General features: G+C 64.6%; 24 protein-coding genes. 13 read left to right on the top strand and 11 right to left on the bottom strand.

All coding sequences use genetic code 11. The features are described from left to right. Positions 1–18: 18 nt before the first annotated feature. From ACVISU_RS39930 to ACVISU_RS39910, 5 genes are all read right to left on the bottom strand, one after another. Complete coding sequence (locus ACVISU_RS39930) at positions 19–375, bottom strand: DUF2946 family protein (protein WP_456710583.1); 357 nt, start codon at positions 373–375, stop codon at positions 19–21. 158 nt (positions 376–533) lie between these two features. After that, a complete protein-coding gene (locus ACVISU_RS39925; RefSeq protein WP_456710582.1) occupies positions 534–815 on the bottom strand; it encodes a hypothetical protein in 282 nt (93 codons plus the stop codon). A 139-nt stretch (positions 816–954) separates the two neighbouring features. Then, on the bottom strand, positions 955–2454 hold the full coding sequence (locus ACVISU_RS39920; protein WP_456710581.1) for a tripartite tricarboxylate transporter permease: 1500 nt from the start codon (positions 2452–2454) through the stop codon (positions 955–957). Continuing rightward, positions 2454–2954, bottom strand: coding sequence for a tripartite tricarboxylate transporter TctB family protein (locus ACVISU_RS39915; protein ID WP_456710580.1), 501 nt, complete (start codon positions 2952–2954; stop codon positions 2454–2456). The genes ACVISU_RS39920 and ACVISU_RS39915 overlap by 1 nt, the downstream gene beginning before the upstream one ends. Beyond that, entirely contained in the window at positions 2951–3919 is a 969-nt protein-coding gene (locus ACVISU_RS39910) for a Bug family tripartite tricarboxylate transporter substrate binding protein (protein WP_456710579.1), read from the bottom strand. Before ACVISU_RS39910 ends, ACVISU_RS39915 begins: the two co-directional genes overlap by 4 nt. Positions 3920–4319: 400 nt before the next feature. Between ACVISU_RS39910 and ACVISU_RS39905 the strand changes: the two genes are divergently transcribed. The 6 genes from ACVISU_RS39905 to ACVISU_RS39880 all read left to right on the top strand — a co-directional run bounded on the left by ACVISU_RS39905 (position 4320) and on the right by ACVISU_RS39880 (position 6789). After that, complete coding sequence (locus tag ACVISU_RS39905; RefSeq protein ID WP_050400946.1) at positions 4320–4553, top strand: hypothetical protein; 234 nt, start codon at positions 4320–4322, stop codon at positions 4551–4553. Positions 4554–4662: 109 nt separating this feature from the next. Further along, positions 4663–5052 carry a PRC-barrel domain-containing protein gene (locus ACVISU_RS39900; protein WP_456710578.1) on the top strand — a complete coding sequence of 130 codons (390 nt, stop codon included), beginning with the start codon at positions 4663–4665 and terminating at the stop codon, positions 5050–5052. A gap of 497 nt (positions 5053–5549) precedes the next feature. Then, the gene (locus tag ACVISU_RS39895; RefSeq protein ID WP_050400948.1) at positions 5550–5750 is read left to right on the top strand and encodes a hypothetical protein; all 201 of its coding nucleotides are present in this window, start codon (positions 5550–5552) and stop codon (positions 5748–5750) included. A gap of 54 nt (positions 5751–5804) precedes the next feature. Next, on the top strand, positions 5805–6035 hold the full coding sequence (locus ACVISU_RS39890; RefSeq protein WP_050400949.1) for a DUF6894 family protein: 231 nt from the start codon (positions 5805–5807) through the stop codon (positions 6033–6035). A gap of 10 nt (positions 6036–6045) precedes the next feature. Beyond that, positions 6046–6447 (top strand): hypothetical protein, encoded by a 402-nt coding sequence (locus ACVISU_RS39885; protein ID WP_456710577.1) that lies wholly within the window; start codon positions 6046–6048, stop codon positions 6445–6447. A 201-nt stretch (positions 6448–6648) separates the two neighbouring features. Beyond that, complete coding sequence (locus tag ACVISU_RS39880) at positions 6649–6789, top strand: hypothetical protein (RefSeq protein ID WP_157113484.1); 141 nt, start codon at positions 6649–6651, stop codon at positions 6787–6789. Between the two features lie 215 nt (positions 6790–7004). Here the strand turns inward: ACVISU_RS39880 and ACVISU_RS39875 are convergent, their stop codons facing one another. The 4 genes from ACVISU_RS39875 to ACVISU_RS39860 form a co-directional block, all read right to left on the bottom strand. Continuing rightward, a complete protein-coding gene (locus tag ACVISU_RS39875; protein ID WP_050400951.1) occupies positions 7005–7226 on the bottom strand; it encodes a hypothetical protein in 222 nt (73 codons plus the stop codon). A gap of 20 nt (positions 7227–7246) precedes the next feature. Further along, on the bottom strand, positions 7247–7477 hold the full coding sequence (locus ACVISU_RS39870; protein ID WP_050400952.1) for a hypothetical protein: 231 nt from the start codon (positions 7475–7477) through the stop codon (positions 7247–7249). 218 nt (positions 7478–7695) lie between these two features. Then, complete coding sequence (gene ldtR, locus ACVISU_RS39865; protein WP_018271925.1) at positions 7696–8214, bottom strand: transcriptional regulator LdtR; 519 nt, start codon at positions 8212–8214, stop codon at positions 7696–7698. A 658-nt stretch (positions 8215–8872) separates the two neighbouring features. Continuing rightward, on the bottom strand, positions 8873–9334 hold the full coding sequence (locus tag ACVISU_RS39860) for a DUF6163 family protein (protein WP_029081124.1): 462 nt from the start codon (positions 9332–9334) through the stop codon (positions 8873–8875). Between the two features lie 197 nt (positions 9335–9531). Here ACVISU_RS39860 and hemB point away from each other — a divergent pair, with 197 nt between their 5' ends. The 3 genes from hemB to ACVISU_RS39845 all read left to right on the top strand — a co-directional run bounded on the left by hemB (position 9532) and on the right by ACVISU_RS39845 (position 12203). Then, complete coding sequence (gene hemB / locus ACVISU_RS39855) at positions 9532–10596, top strand: porphobilinogen synthase (protein ID WP_050400953.1); 1065 nt, start codon at positions 9532–9534, stop codon at positions 10594–10596. Positions 10597–10782: 186 nt separating this feature from the next. Beyond that, positions 10783–11340 carry an RDD family protein gene (locus ACVISU_RS39850; RefSeq protein WP_050400954.1) on the top strand — a complete coding sequence of 186 codons (558 nt, stop codon included), beginning with the start codon at positions 10783–10785 and terminating at the stop codon, positions 11338–11340. A gap of 86 nt (positions 11341–11426) precedes the next feature. Then, positions 11427–12203, top strand: coding sequence for an arginyltransferase (locus ACVISU_RS39845; protein WP_050400955.1), 777 nt, complete (start codon positions 11427–11429; stop codon positions 12201–12203). Positions 12204–12222: 19 nt separating this feature from the next. Here the strand turns inward: ACVISU_RS39845 and ACVISU_RS39840 are convergent, their stop codons facing one another. Further along, positions 12223–13596, bottom strand: coding sequence for an Nramp family divalent metal transporter (locus ACVISU_RS39840; protein ID WP_456710576.1), 1374 nt, complete (start codon positions 13594–13596; stop codon positions 12223–12225). A gap of 121 nt (positions 13597–13717) precedes the next feature. On the opposite strand from ACVISU_RS39840, the gene ACVISU_RS39835 reads away from it, so the two are divergent. The 4 genes from ACVISU_RS39835 (at position 13718) to ACVISU_RS39820 (ending at position 18651) form a co-directional block, all read left to right on the top strand. Beyond that, entirely contained in the window at positions 13718–14848 is a 1131-nt protein-coding gene (locus ACVISU_RS39835; RefSeq protein ID WP_456710575.1) for a PspA/IM30 family protein, read from the top strand. Continuing rightward, a complete protein-coding gene (locus ACVISU_RS39830) occupies positions 14845–15507 on the top strand; it encodes an OB-fold-containig protein (protein WP_456710574.1) in 663 nt (220 codons plus the stop codon). The genes ACVISU_RS39835 and ACVISU_RS39830 overlap by 4 nt, the downstream gene beginning before the upstream one ends. Positions 15508–15510: 3 nt before the next feature. Further along, a complete protein-coding gene (locus tag ACVISU_RS39825) occupies positions 15511–17271 on the top strand; it encodes a flotillin family protein (RefSeq protein WP_456710573.1) in 1761 nt (586 codons plus the stop codon). Between the two features lie 138 nt (positions 17272–17409). Beyond that, a complete protein-coding gene (locus tag ACVISU_RS39820) occupies positions 17410–18651 on the top strand; it encodes an MFS transporter (protein ID WP_456710572.1) in 1242 nt (413 codons plus the stop codon). A gap of 110 nt (positions 18652–18761) precedes the next feature. Here the strand turns inward: ACVISU_RS39820 and ACVISU_RS39815 are convergent, their stop codons facing one another. Next, positions 18762–20015, bottom strand: coding sequence for an adenylate/guanylate cyclase domain-containing protein (locus ACVISU_RS39815; protein ID WP_456710571.1), 1254 nt, complete (start codon positions 20013–20015; stop codon positions 18762–18764). Positions 20016–20045 lie beyond the last annotated feature (30 nt).

The raw sequence follows: 20045 nt of genomic DNA, 5'->3' as shown, positions 1-20045 counted from the left end.
CGCCGAAGCGGGGCGCGGTCAGGTCAGTGCCGGAGGTCCGCGGGACTGATGGTCGTAGGACCGGAAACGCGCAACGAACCGCGCCTCGAACGCACGGATCGTCGTGACCACAACCGGCAGCCGTGCGCTGAATGCAAATGCCGGGGGCGGCAGCGCGCCGGTGACGTGATGACCGACGCACAGCGGACAGTGGATCGCGCCGCTTCGCCCGCTCTTGCCCGCATCGTCGTGCGCCGGATCGGCGTCAGTGCTGTTGATGCAGAGGATTCGGTCGGCCGCCGCGGCCACAGGCGATATGCCGGCGACGAGGAGGCTTGACAGGATGACGTTGAGGACAAGCGCGTAGGCTGCGACAAACGCCGCCGCGCTGCCCACACGCTGCCTGAAAACGAACCGCCTCATCTCATACCCCGCCTCACGCCTATCACAGCGCAAGAGCGAGTCAAAACGCATCGGCCGCCGATTCGACCGATCGCGCGGCGGTGTTGCGGGCGGGCCATGTGACGAACTGTCCTGCGGGCTACGAGCCGACGTCAGAATGCACCCTTGAACTGCGCGACATAGTCGGGGCTGCCATAGACCCACATCGGCTCGTCGCATGGCTGCGGGCCTACATCGTTCATGCAGGCAGCACTCCAGGGTGGAGCCGCGATCTGGCGCCCGACGATCCGGTATCCCTGCGGTCCGCCGCCGATTGCAGGCCCCGTGCCGACATGCGCGCGGTCGCTGCCTTTGCCGGTTCGCGCATCGGCATTGTCCTGGGTCGCGAGAGATAGAGCCAGCAAGAGCGCCGCCAGAAAGTAGATCGCCTTCATCGTTCAGCCGCCTTGATTGCGCCTCGCGCAAGCGAGGTGTGTGCGTTGCTGAAAGGAAGACCGGGATCGGAGCTTGGATATTTCCCGGTCACGCAAATGTTGGCGATATTATCCTCCGGCAGATCGATGGACCCAAGGCCTAATCTTCATTCGCCTTGAACCGCCCGAGTCCCCTCAGCACGAACGGCGCCAGCAGCGCGATCAGCGCGATGCCGAGCAGCGTGGCCGACATCGGGCTTTGCAGCAGCACCATGGGATCGCCGAGACTGATCGCCAGCGCGCGGCGCAGCTGGCTTTCGGCGATCGGCCCGAGGATCAACCCGATCACGACAGGCGCGATCGGAAAATCGAACCGCCGCATCAGGAAACCCATCACGCCGAACGCTGCCAGCATCGACAGTTCGACGACCGACGGCTTTGCCGCGATCGTGCCCATGGTCGCGAACACCAAAATGCCGGCATAGAGCCACGCTTGCGGGATCGCGAGCAGCCGCACCCACAAGCCCACCAGCGGCAGGTTGAGCACCAGCAGCATGCCGTTGGCAATGAACAGGCTCGCGATCAAGCCCCACACCAGATCGGGCCGTTCCGCGAACAGCAGCGGCCCGGGGTTGAGGCCGTATTGCTGGAAGCCCGCCAGCATCATCGCCGCGGTGGCCGAGGTCGGCAGCCCGAGCGTCAGCAGCGGCACTAGCGTGCCGGCGGCGGAGGCGTTGTTGGCGGCCTCCGGTCCGGCGACGCCTTCGATCGCGCCCTTGCCGAATTCCTTCGGATATTTGGTCAGGCGCCGCTCGGTTGAATAGGACAGGAAGGTCGGGATCTCGGCGCCGCCGGCCGGCAGCGCCCCGATCGGAAAGCCGAACAGCGTGCCGCGCAGCCACGGCTTCCACGAGCGTCGCCAGTCCTCCCGCGTCATCCACAGCGAGCCTCGCACCGGCTCGAGCTTCTCCTCGGCATGGTGGCGGCGCGAGGCGACATAGAGCGCCTCGCCCACCGCGAACAGGCCGACTGCAAGCGTCGTCACCTCGACGCCGTCGAGCAACTCCGGAATACCAAATGCAAGCCGCGCCTGGCCGGTGAGCTTGTCGATGCCGACCAGCCCGAGCGTGAGGCCGATGAACAGGCTGGTGAGGCCCCGGACCGGCGAGTCACCGAAGGTCGCAGACACCGTGACGAAGGCGACGCACATCAGCGCGAAGTAATCCTCCGGCCCGAACCGGACCGCGACATCGACCAGCCATGGCGCGAGGAACGCGAGGCCGATGGTGGCGATGGTGCCGGCCACGAACGAGCCGATCGCCGAGGTCGCCAGCGCCGGGCCGCCGCGGCCGGCCTTGGCCATCTTGTTGCCCTCGAGCGCGGTCGCCATCGACGCGCTTTCGCCCGGCGTGTTGATCAGGATCGCGGTGGTCGAGCCGCCATACATGCCGCCATAGTAGATCCCGGCGAACATGATCAGCGAGCCGCCGGGATCGAGCTTGTAGGTCACCGGCAGCAGCAGCGCGACGGTCAGCGCCGGGCCGATGCCCGGCAGCACGCCGACCGCGGTGCCGAGGAACACGCCGATCAGGGCGTAGAGCAGGTTCATCGGCTGCATGGCGACCGCCATGCCGTGCGCCAGCGCGGCGAATGTCTCCATCACAGCAGTCGCTCCAGCGGGCCGGCGGGAAGGCTGAGCGTCAACAGCTTGTCGAACGCCAGGTAGATGAGGGTCGTGATCGCGAGCGCGATGACGGTGTCGGCCGCGACAGCGCGCCGGCCGAAGGCAGCCGACGTGGTGACGAACAGCGCCGAGGTGGCGAGGATGAAGCCGCCTCCGAAGCCGATGATGCCGATCAGCAGCGCAAGGCCGCCGATGATCAGCCACACCGGTTTCGGATCCATGCTCTCGCGCGGCGGCAGCCTGCCGTGCAGCACATCGATCAGATTGCCGACCGCAAGGATGACGAGGCCGACCGCGATGACGATCGGCATCGCCTCCGGCCCCATCCCGTACATCGTGGTAGCCGGCAGCTTGCTCGCGTCCCACACCAGCACCGCGGCGAGGACAGCGAGCGCGGCCGCAATGGCGAGACCCGCGCGATCGATCCGCCGCGCCGGCTCGCGCGGGAGATTGTCGGAAGCCGTGTCCGGCGTCATGACTTCACGAGGCCGACGGACTTCAACACCTCGGTGACGCGCGCGATTTCCTTGTTCAGGAAATCGGCGAACGCATCGCCGCCGAGATAGGCGTCATCCCAGCCCTTCTGCTTCAGGATGCCCTTCCAGGCGTCGGACTTCACCATCTTCTCGACGGCATCGCCGAGCGCCTTGCGCTGCTCCGGCGTGATGCCGGGCGGCGCCACCACCGAGCGCCAGTTGGCCAGCACGAGGTCAATCCCCTGCTCCTTGAAGGTCGGGATGTCGACACCGGGCAGCCGCTGCGCCGAGGTCACGCCGAGCGCGCGCAGCTTGCCGGCCTTGATCTGGCCTTCGTACTCGCTAAGGCCGGAAATGCCGGCCGTGACCTTGCCGCCGAGAATGGCGGCGAGCGACTCGCCACCGCCCGAGAACGGAATGTAGTTGATCTTCTTGGCGTCGGCGCCGACCGTGCCCGCGAACAGCGCCGCCATCACGTGGTCAACGCCGCCGGCCGAGCCGCCGGCAAAGGTCACCTTGGCGATATCGGCCTTCAGCGCAACGGCGAGGTCCTGCGCCGTCTTGATCGGCGAACTCGCCGGCACCACGATCACCTGGGTCTCCTCGGTCAGGCGCGCGATCGGCGTCACCTGATCCAGCGTCGCCGGCGACTTGTTCATGGCGAGCGCACCCACCATGACGAAGCCGTTCACCATCATCTGGTTGCCGTCGCCCTTGGCGCCGTTGACGAACTGCGCGATGCCGACGCTGCCGCCGGCGCCGGGCACGTTGGTGACCTGGACGCTGCGCGCGACACCGGCGGCGACCAGCGCCTGCTGCATCGAACGCGCGGTCTGATCCCAGCCACCGCCAGGCGCTGCCGGCGCCATCAGCTTGAGGTCGAGCTGCTGCGCCGGCGCCGGCCCGCTCGCCCCAAGCAACAGCGCGACGACCGCGCCGAACAGGCGCATGTGGGACGAGATCATGGGGCTTCCTCCTGGATTTTCTGACGCGCCCCGCCGATCGCAGGCACGTCCAGTCGCGTGGTCGCATCGCCAGTCGAAACGCGCGAGTTCGGGTTATGGAATCGCGCGCGGAGCTCGCGTCTGCGCGTCCTTAGCGACCATTCGCCACAGCCTTCGGCAAGCCCGCGGCGCAACTACGCCGTGCTGCAAATCGCCGCACCTCGCTGATCGCTTTTCGCTTGCCATGAGTTGAGCGAGGGTCGGCCGGCTCGCTCGAAGCTCAGCAGATGCCGCAGACCAAAAATCGCGTCGCGACGGCACACGGCCGCAACACAAGCCGCCGGCTGGTCAAACTATAGGAACCATCGTGGCTTTTTCCCGTTCCACCTCGGCCGATAGATGCGGCATTGGAGGAGAGAAGATGAACGTTAAAACGATTGTCGCGGCAGCGCTGCTTGCCGCTTTTGTCACGCCGGCATTTGCAGCGGACGAATTCTACGTCGTGCAGGACGTGAAGACGAAGAAGTGCACGATCGTCGATCAGAAGCCGGTCGATACGACGACCACCGTCGTCAGCCCCTCGGGCACGATCTACAAGACACGCGCCGAAGCCGAGGCCGGCATGAAGACTGTCAAGGTCTGCACGTCCGACTGATCGGCGCCGAGCACGCAGTCATCGTTATTTGAGCCGTGCCGGCATTCGTCATCCCGGTGATGACATGTGCCGGATCGGTCATCCCCACTGAAGGCGAGGAGTTTCTCTTATGAAGAAGTTTGCTATCGGCTGCATCTTGGCTGCGGCGTTCGCGGCCGCCGCGCATGCAGCGACCACGATGCCCGCCGCCCCGACGGACAGCTGGACCATCACCAACTACTACAAGCAGAATGTCTATGATCCGAAGGAATCCAAGATCGGGACGATCGACGACGTGCTCGTCGACAAGGCCGGCAAGGTGACCGGCCTCGTCGTCGGCGTCGGCGGCTTTCTCGGCGCCGGCGAGAAGGACGTGATCGTGCCGTACACGGCCGTCAAATCGCAAAAGAAGGACGACAAGTGGTGGCTCACCCTCGACGAGACCAAGGACAGCCTGAAGGCTGCACCGGGCTTCAAGTACGATCGGGCCAGCACGACCTGGATTCCTGAGAACAAGTAGCACCGAAAGTCCGCCCGCTCGGCGGTGCATGCCGATCACGCAGCTTGACGAGCAAAGCGGAACACTCGCCCCGGCGCCTTCCCGCGCTGGGGCTCTTGCTTCCGCTCGAACTTCGCCTCAGCCCGGCAAGCAAGGCAATGAAGCCGGATTCTCGCGATGATGATCCGATACCGCCAGCGGAAGACAACGAACATGCGACAACTAGCAGCCACCCCTTGGTCGTTTTCCTGTTTCAAGATTTCTGGCCTGATCCGCCAACCAACGATCCCCGGCACCGGAGGTCTCACAGCACCGGGGATCGCTACTCCCGGTGGGCTTGGGGGCGGAGACCGGGAGCTGAAAGTCGACTCCCGTGGTTCCAGTTCGTTCCAACGGAACCATGGGAACGCCTGCCATCGTCCGGAAGTTAACCCGACATCACCGCGCGGCCTTCGGTATCCATCGGTGATGAGAACGCCAATTGCGCTCCCGCCTTCTCCAGCAGGAAAGGACAGCGCATGTTCAAGCGTCGTCGTTTCAGGCAAAAGGGCTCGCTTGTAGAACGCCTTTTGGCGCAGGCCAAAGGCCTACGTCAGAAGGCAACGGCTCTTCCGATCGGAGCCGAGAAAGAAAGGCTCTTGCAGAAAGCCCGGCAGGCCGACACGGCCGCCCAGTTGGACCAATGGCTATCGTCGCCCGGGTTGATGCCGCCCGAATAGGAACAGAATCCATCGAACGGCCGTTTCCTTCCTGTTGCTCGAGGAGCAATGGCAATGCCCCGCTATTTCTTCGATATCAGGCACGACGGCGATCTCTACCCCGACGAAGAGGGACTGGATCTGGCGGACCTGAGAGCCGCCAAGGTTGAAGCCGCGAACACCCTGGCCGGCATCGCCAGAGACACCGGCCATTCTGGCGGGGACCATGATGTTGCGATTGAAGTCCGGACCGACGATGGACTGCAATTTCATGCCGCCTTTATCCTCCATGGACCGAAACAATAAGGCGCCCGGCTTGCCGATGTCAGATATTCGCATGCCATCACGATTGCTGTCGTCTCTGAGCCTCTCGTTTCTGGTCGCCCTGAGCGGTTGCGGCAATCAGCTCGAGTGCGATTCAATCGAGACGCGAAAGGCCGTGCTCCAGAGCATTGCCGACGACCACCGCAATCCGCTGATCAACTATGCCGCCAGGGAGGCAACGGCGAAGCCTGATCCGGAAAACTCAAAGCCGCAATACCTGCTCGGGGAAAAGATCGTCACGACTTCGACGAGCGCGGACAAGCGGACCCTGCAATGCAGTGGCGGGATTTCGGTCGCCATCGGCGACGTCAAGGCGTCGAAAGAGGTGGAGTTCACCGTGCAAAAGTCCGCCGACGGAAAGTTGTCGGTTTCAGTTGCGCCGTTTCAGTTTTGATTTGGTCGCTTTGCCGGGAACCGGAACGGCGAACACAGAGTTATCCGTCATAGCCAGGGAGCCCGGAGAAAATTCCGGGCCCTGCAAATTTCAGTTCGAAAAGCCGGGCCGCTCCATTCATTCGCGCTCGCATCGCGAAGGATGCGGTAGTGGATGCCGACCGCGCTCGTCGTGGGAGCACGCCGTCGTGGGAGCACGCCAATGGCTGCCCGTCCGGAGTGGAGTGCGACGATGCAGGCGAACCACCATCATATCAACGGCGTGGAGGTTGCTTTTGTCTGCGCTGCGGCGGTGTCGCTTTTGGCCCTGATCGCCAGCGTGGCGTGGCTCCTGCTGCGATGAGCAATCGAATCGTATCATGAATCGAGAACCATCCCCGCCGCGATCCCATCGATCATCAAGCGGGGTGGTTATGGGTTTCGCCAGGACGACGATCGTGTGAGGCACCGGCGCTGTCGTCGGCCGGCTTGGATCTCTCGCATGCGCGGGTGATGCCACCGATGGCTCTTTGATATCTTTGATAATTGAATTTCACAGCAACGGCGGAAAAGTACGCCCTACAGCCCGGTAAACCCGGCTTTCACATGGTCGGTGCTGCCGTCGAGCTGGCGCAGATAGGTCAACCCGCACACCGTCAACCGATGCGTGTCGCGCTCGCCCGCATCGAACAGCGTCTGCACGTACTCTGTCACCTTCGCCCGCGCTTCGTCGCTTGCAGCGGACGTGCGGTTGAGCAGCAGATCATACGTCTGCATGATCCGATCGATCGCAGCTTCCATTGAAGTCTCCGGGTTGACGCTCAGGCGACCACCAGCGTCTCGGCCTCGAATTTCGCGATCGCCTTGTTGGCGAGGCGGAGGCGATTGATCTCACCGCGCTGGAACAGCTTCACGATGATGCCGAGCAGGCGCTCATTGGTGGCGAAAGTGTCGGGAATGGTGCCTGATTTGCGCAGATAGTTCGAGGCGATCGCGTAGGCGTCACTGACGACCTCGACGTTCAGCACCTCAATTCCGCGCTCGACCAGCATATCCCTTACTCTCCGTTGGGAGACGGGATAAAGCGCTGGGAACGCCATGGTTCCTTGCCCGGGCCGATTTATTTTCGCAGGTGCAGCATGAAACGTGCAGCATGAAAAACGCATCGGCCGGGCATGACCGATGCGTTGGTTGAAGCAAGGTTGGACTGGAGGGAGGCTGCCGGTCTTTTCAAGTGGCCGGCTTGGCCATCAGGCGAAAACGGGAAGACTCAGAGGCGATACAGGATCTGGTCGGTCCAGAACCGCTCGAGGCGATGCAGCGACTTGTTGAGGCTCGCGAACTCCTCGTTCGAGATGCCGCCGACCTGCTCGACCGTCTTAACGTGCTTCTGATAGAGCGCATCGACGATCTTGCGGACTTCCTGGCCCTGCGGGGTCAGGCGGATGCGGACCGAGCGGCGATCGACACGCGAGCGCTGATGATCGAGGAAGCCGAGTTCGACGAGCTTCTTCAGATTGTAGGAGACGTTGGAGCCGAGATAGTAGCCGCGGGTGCGCAGTTCGCCGGCGGTCAGCTCCTTGTCACCGATATTGTACAGGAGCAGCGCCTGCACCGAGTTGATGTCGGCGCGGCCACGACGATCGAATTCGTCCTTGATGACGTCGAGGAGCCGGCGATGCAGCCGCTCCACCAAAGTCAGGGCTTCGAGATAGAGCGGCTGCACCGGAGCTTGACCGGTAGCGCGATCAGCGGCATCCGCCGCCGTTGTCGCAACGGCTTTCATCATGACACTTCCCCTGTTTGTCGTTTTTATCGACTTTATTCGACGAAACTTGTGTCCCGCCTGATAGGTCCAACGTAAGGGGGCCGTTTGAATATCCGCTTAAATAAGAGAATAAAGAGATCATGAATTTAAGACAGTGAATCGTGGATTAAGCCCATGGATCAAGGGCTTTTCGCAACTTTTCATTGACGGTGGCTGGCCCCTGTTCACGCTTCGTCTGCCTGCCCTGTCACATTCGGAAACAGCGGCGTCCGAATTCGAAACGACGGCGTAAGGTGTGTGAGGGAACCCTTTACGGTGACCGATCGGTTACCCGAAAATTCTTCGAAAATTTTATTGGAGTGCATCGCGGCGGGATGCGCGTGATGCGCGCAGGCGGGCCCCATTCGCTGCCGCGGCCAGATCAGTTCCGCCGTCGGCCTGCGCAAAGCCGGCCGGTCACGCACCGAGATCCGAAGAAATGGCTCCCGACGGCAGGTCCCGCGGAGACGCTCCGGGGGAAACGGGCATCTCGAAAGGGGTACGATCTGTCGGGCATCCACTAGCAGAACCAGTGCGGTTGTCTTCTCGTTGCGCGCACGAGTGCCGAATATTGCCAGCCGCCGTCAGCTATTCGCCATGCTGTCGCAACAAGGCAACAGCGTATCGCGCAGGCGGTGAGCTATGGCGGGCGTTCGCGCGCCGCCATCCAGGCCAACGCCAGATAGGCCGCGAGCATGACGGCCTCGAGCCCGACCACGGTGAGGCTGCCGCCATAGATACCCGGAAACATCAGCTCGATGACGGCCATCGACACCACCGTGGTCAACCAGACCACGGCGCCCCACGGCGTCGCGAGCCAGAGCCCGACGGCGGCGACGAGTTCGATGACGGCGAAATAGATCGTGGCGGTCTGCCAGGCCATCGACTGGTTCTCGAAGGCCTCCTCCTCGCCGCCGACGAAGCCGGTCACCTGGGCCCAATGATAGAGGCCCTTGGCGACCGAGACGACGGCCATGATGCGCAGGAAAATGACGAGGCGCCGCGTCCACGCATTGTCGTCCGGCTCGATCCGGTCGGACGAGATCGCGCTCACCGAGATGGCGTTGTCCCGCGCCTGATCGCGTGCAGAGGTGTCAGACATCAGAATCGCCGCGTGGCGGCTGCAAAATGGGGTTCATGGCGCAGTCTTGGCCCGCCGGGGCCGCAAAATCAATTGCCGTTGCGGCAAATCAAGGGCGCCCAAGGCGCAACGGTTGGCGCAATGACGGCGCCCCTGCGAGGTGCTAGAAGTACCCTTATATCCGGTCCAGACCAGCCGTCCCTCGAGGAGAAGACAATATGGCGATCAAATTCGGGCGCCCGATCGAATTGCGCGATGCGCCGCGGCGCCAGAAGGATGCCCTCGCCTCCCCCTCGCTCGACCTCACGATCCGGATGCGCCGCAACCGCAAGTCGGAATGGGCCCGCCGTCTGGTACGCGAGAACGTGCTGACCACCGACGACCTGATCTGGCCGATGTTCGTGGTCGACGGCCATAACACCCGCACGCCGGTGGCCTCGATGCCCGGCGTCGACCGCCTCACCGTCGACCAGATCGTCCGCGACGCCGAGCGTGCCGCAAAACTCAACATCCCCTGCATCGCGCTGTTTCCTTTCACCGAGCCTGCGCTGCGCGACGAGCAGGGCTCGGAAGCGCTCAACCCCGACAATCTGGTCTGCCAGGCGGTGCGCGCAATCAAGAAGGAGTTTCCCGACATCGGCGTGCTCTGCGACGTCGCGCTCGATCCCTTCACCAGCCACGGCCATGACGGGCTGATCGAGGGCGGCAAGATCCTCAACGACGAGACGGTCGCGGTGCTGGTCCAGCAGGCGCTGACCCAGGCTGAGGCCGGCTGCGACGTGATCGCGCCGTCGGACATGATGGACGGCCGCATCGGCGCGATCCGTGAGGCGCTCGACGACAACGGGTTCGGCGACGTCCAGATCATGTCCTATGCGGCGAAATACGCGTCCGCCTTCTACGGCCCGTTCCGCGACGCGATCGGCTCGGCCAAGACGCTGACCGGCGACAAGCGCACCTATCAGATGGACAGCGCCAATTCCGACGAGGCCCTGCGCGAGGTCGAGCTCGACATCGCCGAGGGCGCCGACATGGTGATGGTGAAGCCGGGCATGCCCTATCTCGACATCGTCCGCCGCGTGAAGGACCATTTCGCGATGCCGACCTTCGTATACCAGGTGTCGGGCGAATACGCGATGATCGCGGGCGCCGCCGCCAATGGCTGGATCGACGGCGAGCGCGCGATGATGGAGAGCCTGGTCGGCTTCAAGCGCGCCGGCGCCGACGGCATCCTGACCTATTTCGCGCCGAAAGCCGCCGAGAAGATCAAGGCGGAGAGCTGAGGCGCGGCCAAGGCCGCCCTCCCCGGTACAGCAACATTGCTTTGCTGGCCGCCGCGCTGTCCGCAAACACGGCACAGACCAGCCGCCGAATCGCCGGAATATTTCGGCTAGTTAATGTTCGCGCGGACTTGGCAGGCCGGCCTCCTGTTCCCATGTCCGGCGCGGGAGTTTCATCGGAGGTTGGTCATGTCCTACGGCAATGACGGTGGCGCTTGGCGCGGGGCAGCCTGGCGCAACGACGGCGGCGTTCCCCCGCATGCGTTCGATCCGTTGATGCAGCCGGAACTGTTCCGCGGCGTGCTGACGCGGCGCGTCTTTGCGTTCCTGATCGACCTCTTCGTGCTGTCGGTGCCGGTGATCCTGGCGGTGATCTTCATCGCGATCTTCGGCATCGTCACGCTCGGTCTCGGCTGGGCGCTGTTCTGGCTGGTCTCGCCGGCTTCGATCGTCTGGGCCATCGTCTATTACGGGGCCTCGATCGGCGGGCAGCACTCGGCGACCATCGGCATGCGCATGATGGATCTGGAACTGCGCACCTGGTACGGCGCGCGTGGCTATTTCGTGCTCGGCGCCACCCATGCGGTGCTGTTCTGGGTGACGGTGTCGTTCCTGTCGCCGCTGGTGCTGCTGGTCGGCCTGCTCAACGGCCGCCGCCGGCTGCTGCACGACATCATCCTCGGAACCGTCGTCATCAACAGCTCGGTCCGGACCCAGGTCACCTCGGCCGCGCGGGCCTCTTATTAGGCCCGCCTAAACCAATTGACCGTTAGCCTCCGGAGGGCGATGCTAACTCGGCTGCCTGTATTGTATGTGGAGCCCGACGATCAGACGTGACCCAGCACTCGCGTGATACCCCCCAGTTCTACCTGACGGCGCCCTCACCCTGCCCCTATCTGCCGGGCCGGCACGAGCGGAAGGTTTTCACGCACCTGGTCGGCGACAAAGCGGGCGATCTCAACGACTTGCTGACCCATGGCGGCTTCCGCCGCAGCCAGTCGATCGCCTACCGCCCGGCCTGCGACCAGTGCCGGGCCTGCGTCTCGGTCCGGGTGGTTGCCAACGAATTCCGCCCCTCCCGCAACTTCCGCAAGGTGCTGGCCCGCAACGCCGACATCATCGGCGAGCAGCGCACCGCGGTGCCGACCTCGGAGCAATATTCGGTCTTCCGCGCCTATCTCGACCGCCGCCACCGCAACGGCGGCATGGCCGACATGACCGTGCTGGACTACGCGATGATGGTCGAGGACAGCCATGTCGAGACCCGGATCATCGAGTACCGCAAGCGCAATGCCGACAGCGCCATCACCGGCCGCGGCGACGAGCTGATGGCGGTGGCACTGACCGACGTGCTCAGCGACGGACTGTCGATGGTCTATTCCTTCTTCGAGCCGGGGCTCGAGGCCCGCTCGCTCGGCACCTTCATGATCCTCGATCATATCGCCCGCGCCCGCCGGCAGGGCCTGCCTTACGTCTATCTCGGCTACTGGATCGAGGGCTCCAAGAAGATGGACTACAAGGGCCGCTTCCTGCCGCAGCAGCGGCTCGCGCCATCGGGCTGGCTGCGCGTCGACGCGTCAGGCGAGGGATTGACCGAGCCGCAGGACTAACGCGTTTCGATTGGACGCTCTAGGTACCGAGCAACGTATCGATCAGCAGCTTCACGTTCAGGATCACGATCAGGCCGGCGACGATCCACGCCGCCACGGCGACCGGGAGCGAGATCGCAAGCTTGCCCATCTTGCGCTTGTCGGACACGAAGCGGACCAGCGGGATCACCGCGAACGGCAGCTGCATCGACAGCACGACCTGGCTGAACACGAGAAGCTGCGCGGTGCCGCTTTCGCCATAGAGCGCGGCGACCACGATGACCGGGACGATCGCGATGCCGCGGGTCACCAGGCGCTGCAGCCAGTCGGGCAGCTTGAGGTCGAGAAAGCCCTGCATCACGATCTGGCCGGCCAGCGTCGCGGTCACGGTCGAGTTGAGGCCGGACGCGAGCAGCGCCACGGCAAACAGCGTCGAGGCGATGCTGAGCCCGAGCAGCGGCGACAGCAGCTCGAAGGCCTGATCGATCTCGGCGACGTCGGAATGGCCGCTCTTGTGGAAGGTCGCGGCCGCCAGCACCAGGATCGCCGCGTTGACGAACAGCGCCAGCATCAGCGCGATGGAGGAGTCGGTGGTCGCCCATTTGATCGCGTCGCGCCGGCCCTCCTCGGTGCGAGGATAGGCGCGGGTCTGCACGATCGATGAGTGCAGATAGAGGTTATGCGGCATCACGGTGGCGCCGATGATGCCGATCGCGATGTAGAGCATCTCCGGATTGGTGACGATCTCGCGCGACGGCATGAAGCCGCCGATCACGCCGGCGATCGGCGGCTCTGCGGCCGCGATCTGGACCACGAAGCAGACCGCGATCACGATCAGAAGCGCGACCACGAAGGCTTCGAGAAAGCGGAAGCCGCGGTTCATCAGGAGCAGCAGCAGGAACGCATCGAGCGCCGCCAGCAGCGCGCCGCCGATCAGGGGAATGCCGAACAACAGCTTCAGCGCGATCGCGGTGCCGATCACCTCGGCAAGGTCGCAGGCGATGATCGCGGCCTCGCAGGCGATCCACAGCAGCAAATTCACCGGCCGCGAATAGGTCGCGCGGCAGGCCTGCGCCAGGTCGCGGTCGGTGGCGATGCCAAGCCGGGCCGACAGCGCCTGCAGCAGGATCGCCATCAGGTTGGAAAGCAGGATGACCGACAGCAGCGTGTAGCCGAACTTCGATCCACCCGCGAGATCGGTGGCCCAGTTACCCGGGTCCATGTAGCCGACCGAGACCAGGTAGCCTGGCCCGGCAAAGGCCAGCAGCCGTCGCCACCACACGCCTGTGCTTGGCACCGCAACGGTCGCGTTCACCTCAGGCAGGCTGCGCGCATGGCCGGCATCGCCCCGCCAGCCACCTCGCGCGGCGTCGGCAACGGAAACGGGAGACATTTCAGGGGTACGAGCGTCCATCCCCAAAGGATGGCCCAACTCTTTCGTTATTGCAACTCATTTGCAAATGCATCTGGGCTCACGGAAATGATACCGGCCCTCGATCTTGTAAAGCACTGAGGAAGTGCTTTAAATTTGCCACATGATCAAGCTGCCGGCCGAGACACCAACCGCAACGCTGCGCTACGCTCTCGCCCCCGACCCGTCAGGCATCGAGGCGATCGAGGCGACCCTTGCGGCCTATGATCGGATGATGGCAATCCTCGCCGAGGTCGCCCCTGTCGGCGCCAACCTCGTTTCGCTGCACGCCCAGGCCTACGAGAAGATCCGCAAGGAGACCGGGCTGCCCGCGCGGCTGGTGACGCTCGGCCTGCGCGACCGCGCCAACTACATCGCGGGCGCCGCCGTCCGCCGGATACCGCTCGACGACAAGTTGTTTGCGATCAAAGGTCCAACTTCACTGACCATTAGCACTGTCAGCGGACGCGTCTTGGTGCCGTTCGACGTGCCGGGATATGTCTCGGGCTGGGAAAGCCCCTTCCCGGCGCATTTGATCTCGGATGGACGCGGCTACGAAATCCACATCGCCGTCAAATCGAAATCAGCCCAACCGGAGGAGAAGACCATGCTTCACGAAGGCATCCTTGCGCGCATGGGCCGGCTTCTTGCCGCCATCGCGAGCCAGACCATCGACAACGTCGAGAGCAACAACAAGGTCGCGCTGGTCAAGCAGGCCATCCGCGAGATCGACGCCGGCGCCGACGAAGCACGTTATGCGCTCGGCAAGTCGCGCGCCGAGGAATTCCGCCTGAAGCGGCGCCGCGAAGAACTGGATGCCGAAACGGCCAGCCTGAATGAGAAGATCCGTCTCGCACTTGCGGAAAATCGCGAGGATCTCGCGCGCGCCGGCGTCGCACGGCAAATCGACCTGGAGTCGCAGGTGATCGCGCTCGAACGCGCGATGGATTTCATCGAGCTCGAGATCGACGAGCAGACCAAGGCGCTGCAAGCCATGCTCGGCGCGCGCCGCGAGGCGGAAACACGATTGGCCGATCTCGAACAAAGTCTGATCCGCGAGGCCAACGACGAAACCAGCCGGGCCCCATCGACGACAAATACATTGAGCGCTGAACGCGCGATGGCGGCGATCGCCCGGGTCACCGGTGTTCCCGCTGCAAGCGTGCTTGGCGACAAGGAGCTTGACGAACTCGATCGCCTGCACCGCGAAAAGGAAATCGCGGCGCGGCTTGAAAGGATCAAGTCAGAAAAATGAGTGCAGTTGGCGACATTCTGCTCGCCCCGGACGTGCGGCCCTTCGCGGTCGCGGCTGCGATCATGGTGGCACTTGGCGGTATCGAGCTGCTGACCACCATGGTCGGACTTTCGATCAGCGAACTCGTCGGCAAGGATTTCGCGGTCGAGGCCGAGAGCCACAATGCTCTCAGTGGCCTGTTTCTCTGGATCAACGCCGGGCGGCTTCCCCTCCTGATCCTGATCATCCTGATACTCGGCATATTCTCGATCGGAGGCTTCCTGCTTCAGGGACTGGCGCATGCCGCAGGCACCGCCATCCCGGTCTTGATTGCCGCGGTGGTTGCTGCCGCAGGCAGCATCCCGGTGATCAGAAGTGCGAGCCGCGGCCTCGCCTGCATCATTCCGCGCGACGAGAGCTATGCGGTCAACGACAGCGACTTTGTCGGCAAGGTCGCAACCGTGTCGGTCGGCCCGCTCGATCAGGGCCTGCCCGGTAGGGTTCGTCTCAAGGATGTCTTCGGCAACTGGCACACTGTGTCGGCGCGTGCCAGCCCTGATTCCGAGGCGTTGCCGGTTGGCGCCAGCGTGCTGCTGGTCGACCGCGACGCCAAAGCCTTCATCGCGATTGCCGCTCCCGCCGACCTCATCGAACAACGACAATCTTCCAACAGGGCATAACATATGTGGGAACTTGCTGTACCCGTCGCCATTGGCGTCCTCGCCATCCTTGTCATTGGTCTGCTTTTCGCAAAACTCTACAAGCGCTCGACGCGCGATGAGGCCTATGTCCGCACCGGCCTCGGCGGCCAGAAGGTGGTGCTCGACGGCGGTTCGCTGGTGCTGCCGATCTTCCATTCCACCGCCGCGGTGAACCTGAAGACGTTGCGGCTCGAGGTCGCGCGCGGCGGCCCGGACTCGCTGATCACCAAGGACCGCATGCGGGTCGACATCGGCGCCGAGTTCTATCTGCGCGTCAAACCCGACTCGTCGTCGATCGCGCTGGCCGCGCAGACGCTCGGCAACCGCACCAATGACGCCGCCGAGCTGCGCGAGCTGGTCGAGGCCAAATTCGTCGACGGCCTGCGCTCGGTCGCCGCCACCATGAATCTCGAGGAATTGCAGGAGCAACGCGCCACCTTCGTCAAGGCGGTGCAGGACGCGGTCGGTGCCGACATCCAGAACAACGGCCTCGAGCTCGAATCGGTGTCGCTGACCAGGCTCGACCAGAGCGACATCAAGCATTTCAACCCGAGCAATTTCTTCGACGCGCACGGCCTGACGACGCTGACCAAGATCACCAAGGAGCGCGAACAGGAGCGCAACCAGATCGTCCGCACCACCGAGGTCAATATCGCCCAGCAGGACCTGGTGGCACGACAGACCACGCTGACGATCGAGAGCACCAAGCGCGAGGCCGAGCTGGCCCAGCAGCGCGACATCGCCAACAAGACCGCCGCGATGCGCGCGCAGACTGCGCAGGTCGAACAGACCGCGTTGCAGAACGAGGCCGAATACCGCATCCAGCAGGAGCTCGCGGTCGCCAACAAGCAGACCGAGGCCAACCAGGCTCGCGACACCCGCAAGATCGAGGCCGATCTCGCGGTCAAGCGCCGCAACACCGAGATGGAGCGCGATCTCCAGATCGTCGCACAGGAGAGCGCGATCGCGGTCGCGGCCAAGAGCAAGGAGCAGTCGGAGGCCCAGACCATCGCCGAGACCGCGCGAGCGGTTGCGATCGCCGCCGAGGAAAAGGTCACCACCGCTCGCGCCACCGAGATCGCCGAACGCGACAAGATCATCAACGTGATCGCCGCGCGCAAGGCGGCCGAGACCGACGCGATGCCGATCACGGTCATGGCCGAGGCGGAACGCCAGGCCGCAGCCAACAAGGCGGAAGCCACCAACGTGCTCGCCAAGGCCGACGCGGCGGCCGCCACCACCCGCGCGGCCGGCGTCAAGGCGCTCGGCCAGGCCGAGGCGGAAGTCGCGACGATGAAGGCGGAGGCGCGCAACAAGCTGAGCGCCGACATGATCGCTTACGATCTCAATCTCGCGCGGATCAACGTGATCCCGAGCGCGCTCGCCGAAGCCGTAAAACCGATCGAGAAGATCTCCGACATCCGGATCTTCGACACCGGCAGCATGCTCGGCCGGGGCGGCGCCAACGGCCATGTCAACGGCAATGGCGGCGGCAATGGCGGTCTTGGGCTTGGCGACGGCCTCGCCGCGCAATTGCTGTCGGTCTCGGCGTTCAAGCCGATGATCGACAAGATCCTCTCGGAGGCGGGCTTCCCGGCCGGCCCCGACGCGCTCACCAGCCTGACCAGCGCGCTGGCGCAGCGCAAGGCCGAGGCCGCGCCCGCGTCTGCGGTCAGCGACGACAACCGGCCAGCCACATTGGTCGGCACCATCACCGGCCAGCTCGCGCCCGCGCCGCAGTGACGTGACTGCACTCTGATCTCAACGACAGGCCCGCCTCTCCCGGCGGGCCTTTTGTTTTGGGTTGTCGGGAAACGGGTGGGATCGGGCGTCTTCCAACCACACATTATGGCCAGACGAATTTTCCTCAAGGACTCTGCCATGCCCGCCGATACGCCTCGCCTGCCAAGCACCTTCAATCGCCTGGCCTGGTCCAACCTCGCCGCACAATCGGCCGAGCAGATTGCGCTTGCGGCCGCGCCCATCGTCGCCGTGCTGGTGCTCGGCGTCGGTGAAGGCCAGACTGGCCTGTTGCAAACCGCGCTGACGCTGCCCTTCATCCTGTTTGCGATACCCGCAGGCCTCTTGGCCGATCGCGTGTCGCGGCGCTGGGTGATGGCGGGCGCCGAGGCCCTGCGCGCCGCGGCATTGGCTGCGATCCTGCTGCTGCTATGGCTCGGTGCGATGACCCTGCCGCTGCTCGCCCTGCTCGGTTTCATCGCGGTCTGCGGCACGGTTGCCTACAGCGTCGCAGCGCCCGCGCTGGTCCCGTCCCTGGTGACGTCGCAGCAATTGCCGGCCGCGAATGCCCGCATCGAGCTCGCCCGCACCGTCGCTTTCGCCAGCGGACCCGCCCTCGGAGGCGTGCTGGTCGGCTGGGTCGGCGCCGCACCCGCATTCGGCTTCGCCGCGGCGCTGTCGGCGATCGCGGTCGTGCTGCTTGCCGGCCTCTATGAGCCGGCCCGCGCGCCCGCCCCGCGACGCCATCCGATGCAGGACATCAAGGAAGGCGCCGCCTTCGTCATGCATCACGCCTTGCTGCGGCCGGTGTTCATCACCCAGTTCATCTTCAACACCGCCTCCTTCCTGCTGCTCGCCGTGTTCGTGCCCTATGCGGTGCGCCATCTCGGGCTCAGCGCCACCGGCGTCGGCACGACGCTTGCGATGTACGGCGTCGGCATGGTGGTTGGCGCGCTGTTCGCAACCCGCGTGATGAAGCGGCTGGCGTTCGGCACCGTGATCGGGCTCGGCCCGGTCACCGGTCTCGTCGCCTCGATCGTGATGGCGCTGACCACCTGGATTGCGACGCCGCTGCTCGCCGGCCTCGGCTTCTTCCTGCTCGGCGTCGGCCCGATCCTGTGGGTGATCTCGACAACGACGCTCAGGCAATCGGTGACGCCCCCCTCGCTGCTCGGCCGCGTCTCGGCGATCAACATCATGAGCTACGGTGCCCGCCCGCTCGGCTCCGCACTCGGCGCCGTCGTCGGCGGCTTCTATGGCGCCGAAGCCTGTCTCTACCTCGCGGCCGCGATCTTCGCCGCCCAGGCGCTGGTGATCCTGATGTCTCCGGCGGTGTCGCTCAGGCGGCAGCCTGACATGGTCGGCGAACCCGCGCGCTGCTGAACGGCTCCTGCGCTCGCCGTCATTGCGAGGAGCGAAGCGACGAAGCAATCCATCTCTCCGCAAGCGGTGAATGGATTGCTTCGCTTCGCTCGCAATGACGAGGGAAGAAATCAGCTCGCCAGGTACCGCTCATACTTGCCGCCGACGACCTCGTCCGCGGTCACGGCCGGATCGAGCGTAAAGAGATCCTGGGCATGGCTGATGCCGCGCAGGACGAAGCGGCCGGTGGAGACCAGATAGTTGCGGCCGGCGGCGTCGAGCCCGGTGCGAAAATCGGTCGAGGTCAGCAGTTCGCGGTCGACCGAGGCGCACATCGAGGCGATCCGGCTGACTTCATTCACGGCAGGCCCGACCACCGTAAAGTCGAGCCGGTCCTCGCTGCCGATGTTGCCGTAGAAGACCTCGCCGACATGGAGGCCGACATAGGCAGTGGTGGTCGGCCGGTTCTCGTTCTCGCGGCGATCGTTCAGCACCCGGATGTTATGGCGGAATCTGTGCTCGGCACGCAGCGCCGCACGCCTGGCGCTTGCCATGTTCTCGCTGGTGAACATCGCCAGCACGCCGTCGCCGATCAGTTTCAGCACCTCGCCGCCGGCATCATGGATCGCGTCGATCGAGGCCTGCGCATAGTCGTTGAGGAACGGGATGATCTCGTCCGGGCCGATGCGCTCGCTGATCGCGGTCGAGCCGCGCACGTCGGAGTACCACAGCACGGCCTTGATCTTCTCGGTGATGCCGCGCTGCATGCGCCCGCGCAGCACCTGCTCGGCCGTCTCGCGGCCGAGATAGACCCGCCCGAGCGTGCGGGCGATCTCGACCTGGGCGGCCGATTTGATCGCGAGCCCGAGCACCGGCACGAGATCGCGCAGCGCCGCCATATGGGTCTCGTCGAAGCCGTCCGAATGGCGGGTGGTGTAGTAGGAGTAGAAGCAATCCATCTCGCCGATCGTGCCGGCCTCGCCGAAGCGATGCACGAACGCGGCGAAGTGCTTGTGGCCCTTCTCGGCGAGGTCGCCGATCATCGAGAAATCGTGCGGGCCGGTGAGGTCGATCACCATCTCCTCATGGCCGTTTTCGAGCATGTGATGGAACGCCGACCGCCGCCAGTTCTGGTTGGCCTCGCCGCTGCTGGTCGAGCCGTATTCGAAAATGTCGGCCTCGTTGCTCTCGCCGTCGTTCCAGCGGAAGCCGCGGCCCTCGAAGATCGGATGCAGGGTGTCGATGAAGACGATCGCCCGCGACAACGGCATGCCGGCGGCCCGGCAGCGCTCGCAGAAGCCGCGCAGAAGGTCGTTTTCCGGCAGGCCGGTCAGGCCCTGGCGGACCAGCCAGTTCATGAGGCGCAAACGGGGCGTCAGTTCCATACGGTGAATTATGCCGGGCAATTGGTGCGG

Source organism: Bradyrhizobium sp. USDA 4452 (assembly GCF_054063575.1).
This window is presented reverse-complemented; position numbering and strand designations above follow the sequence as displayed.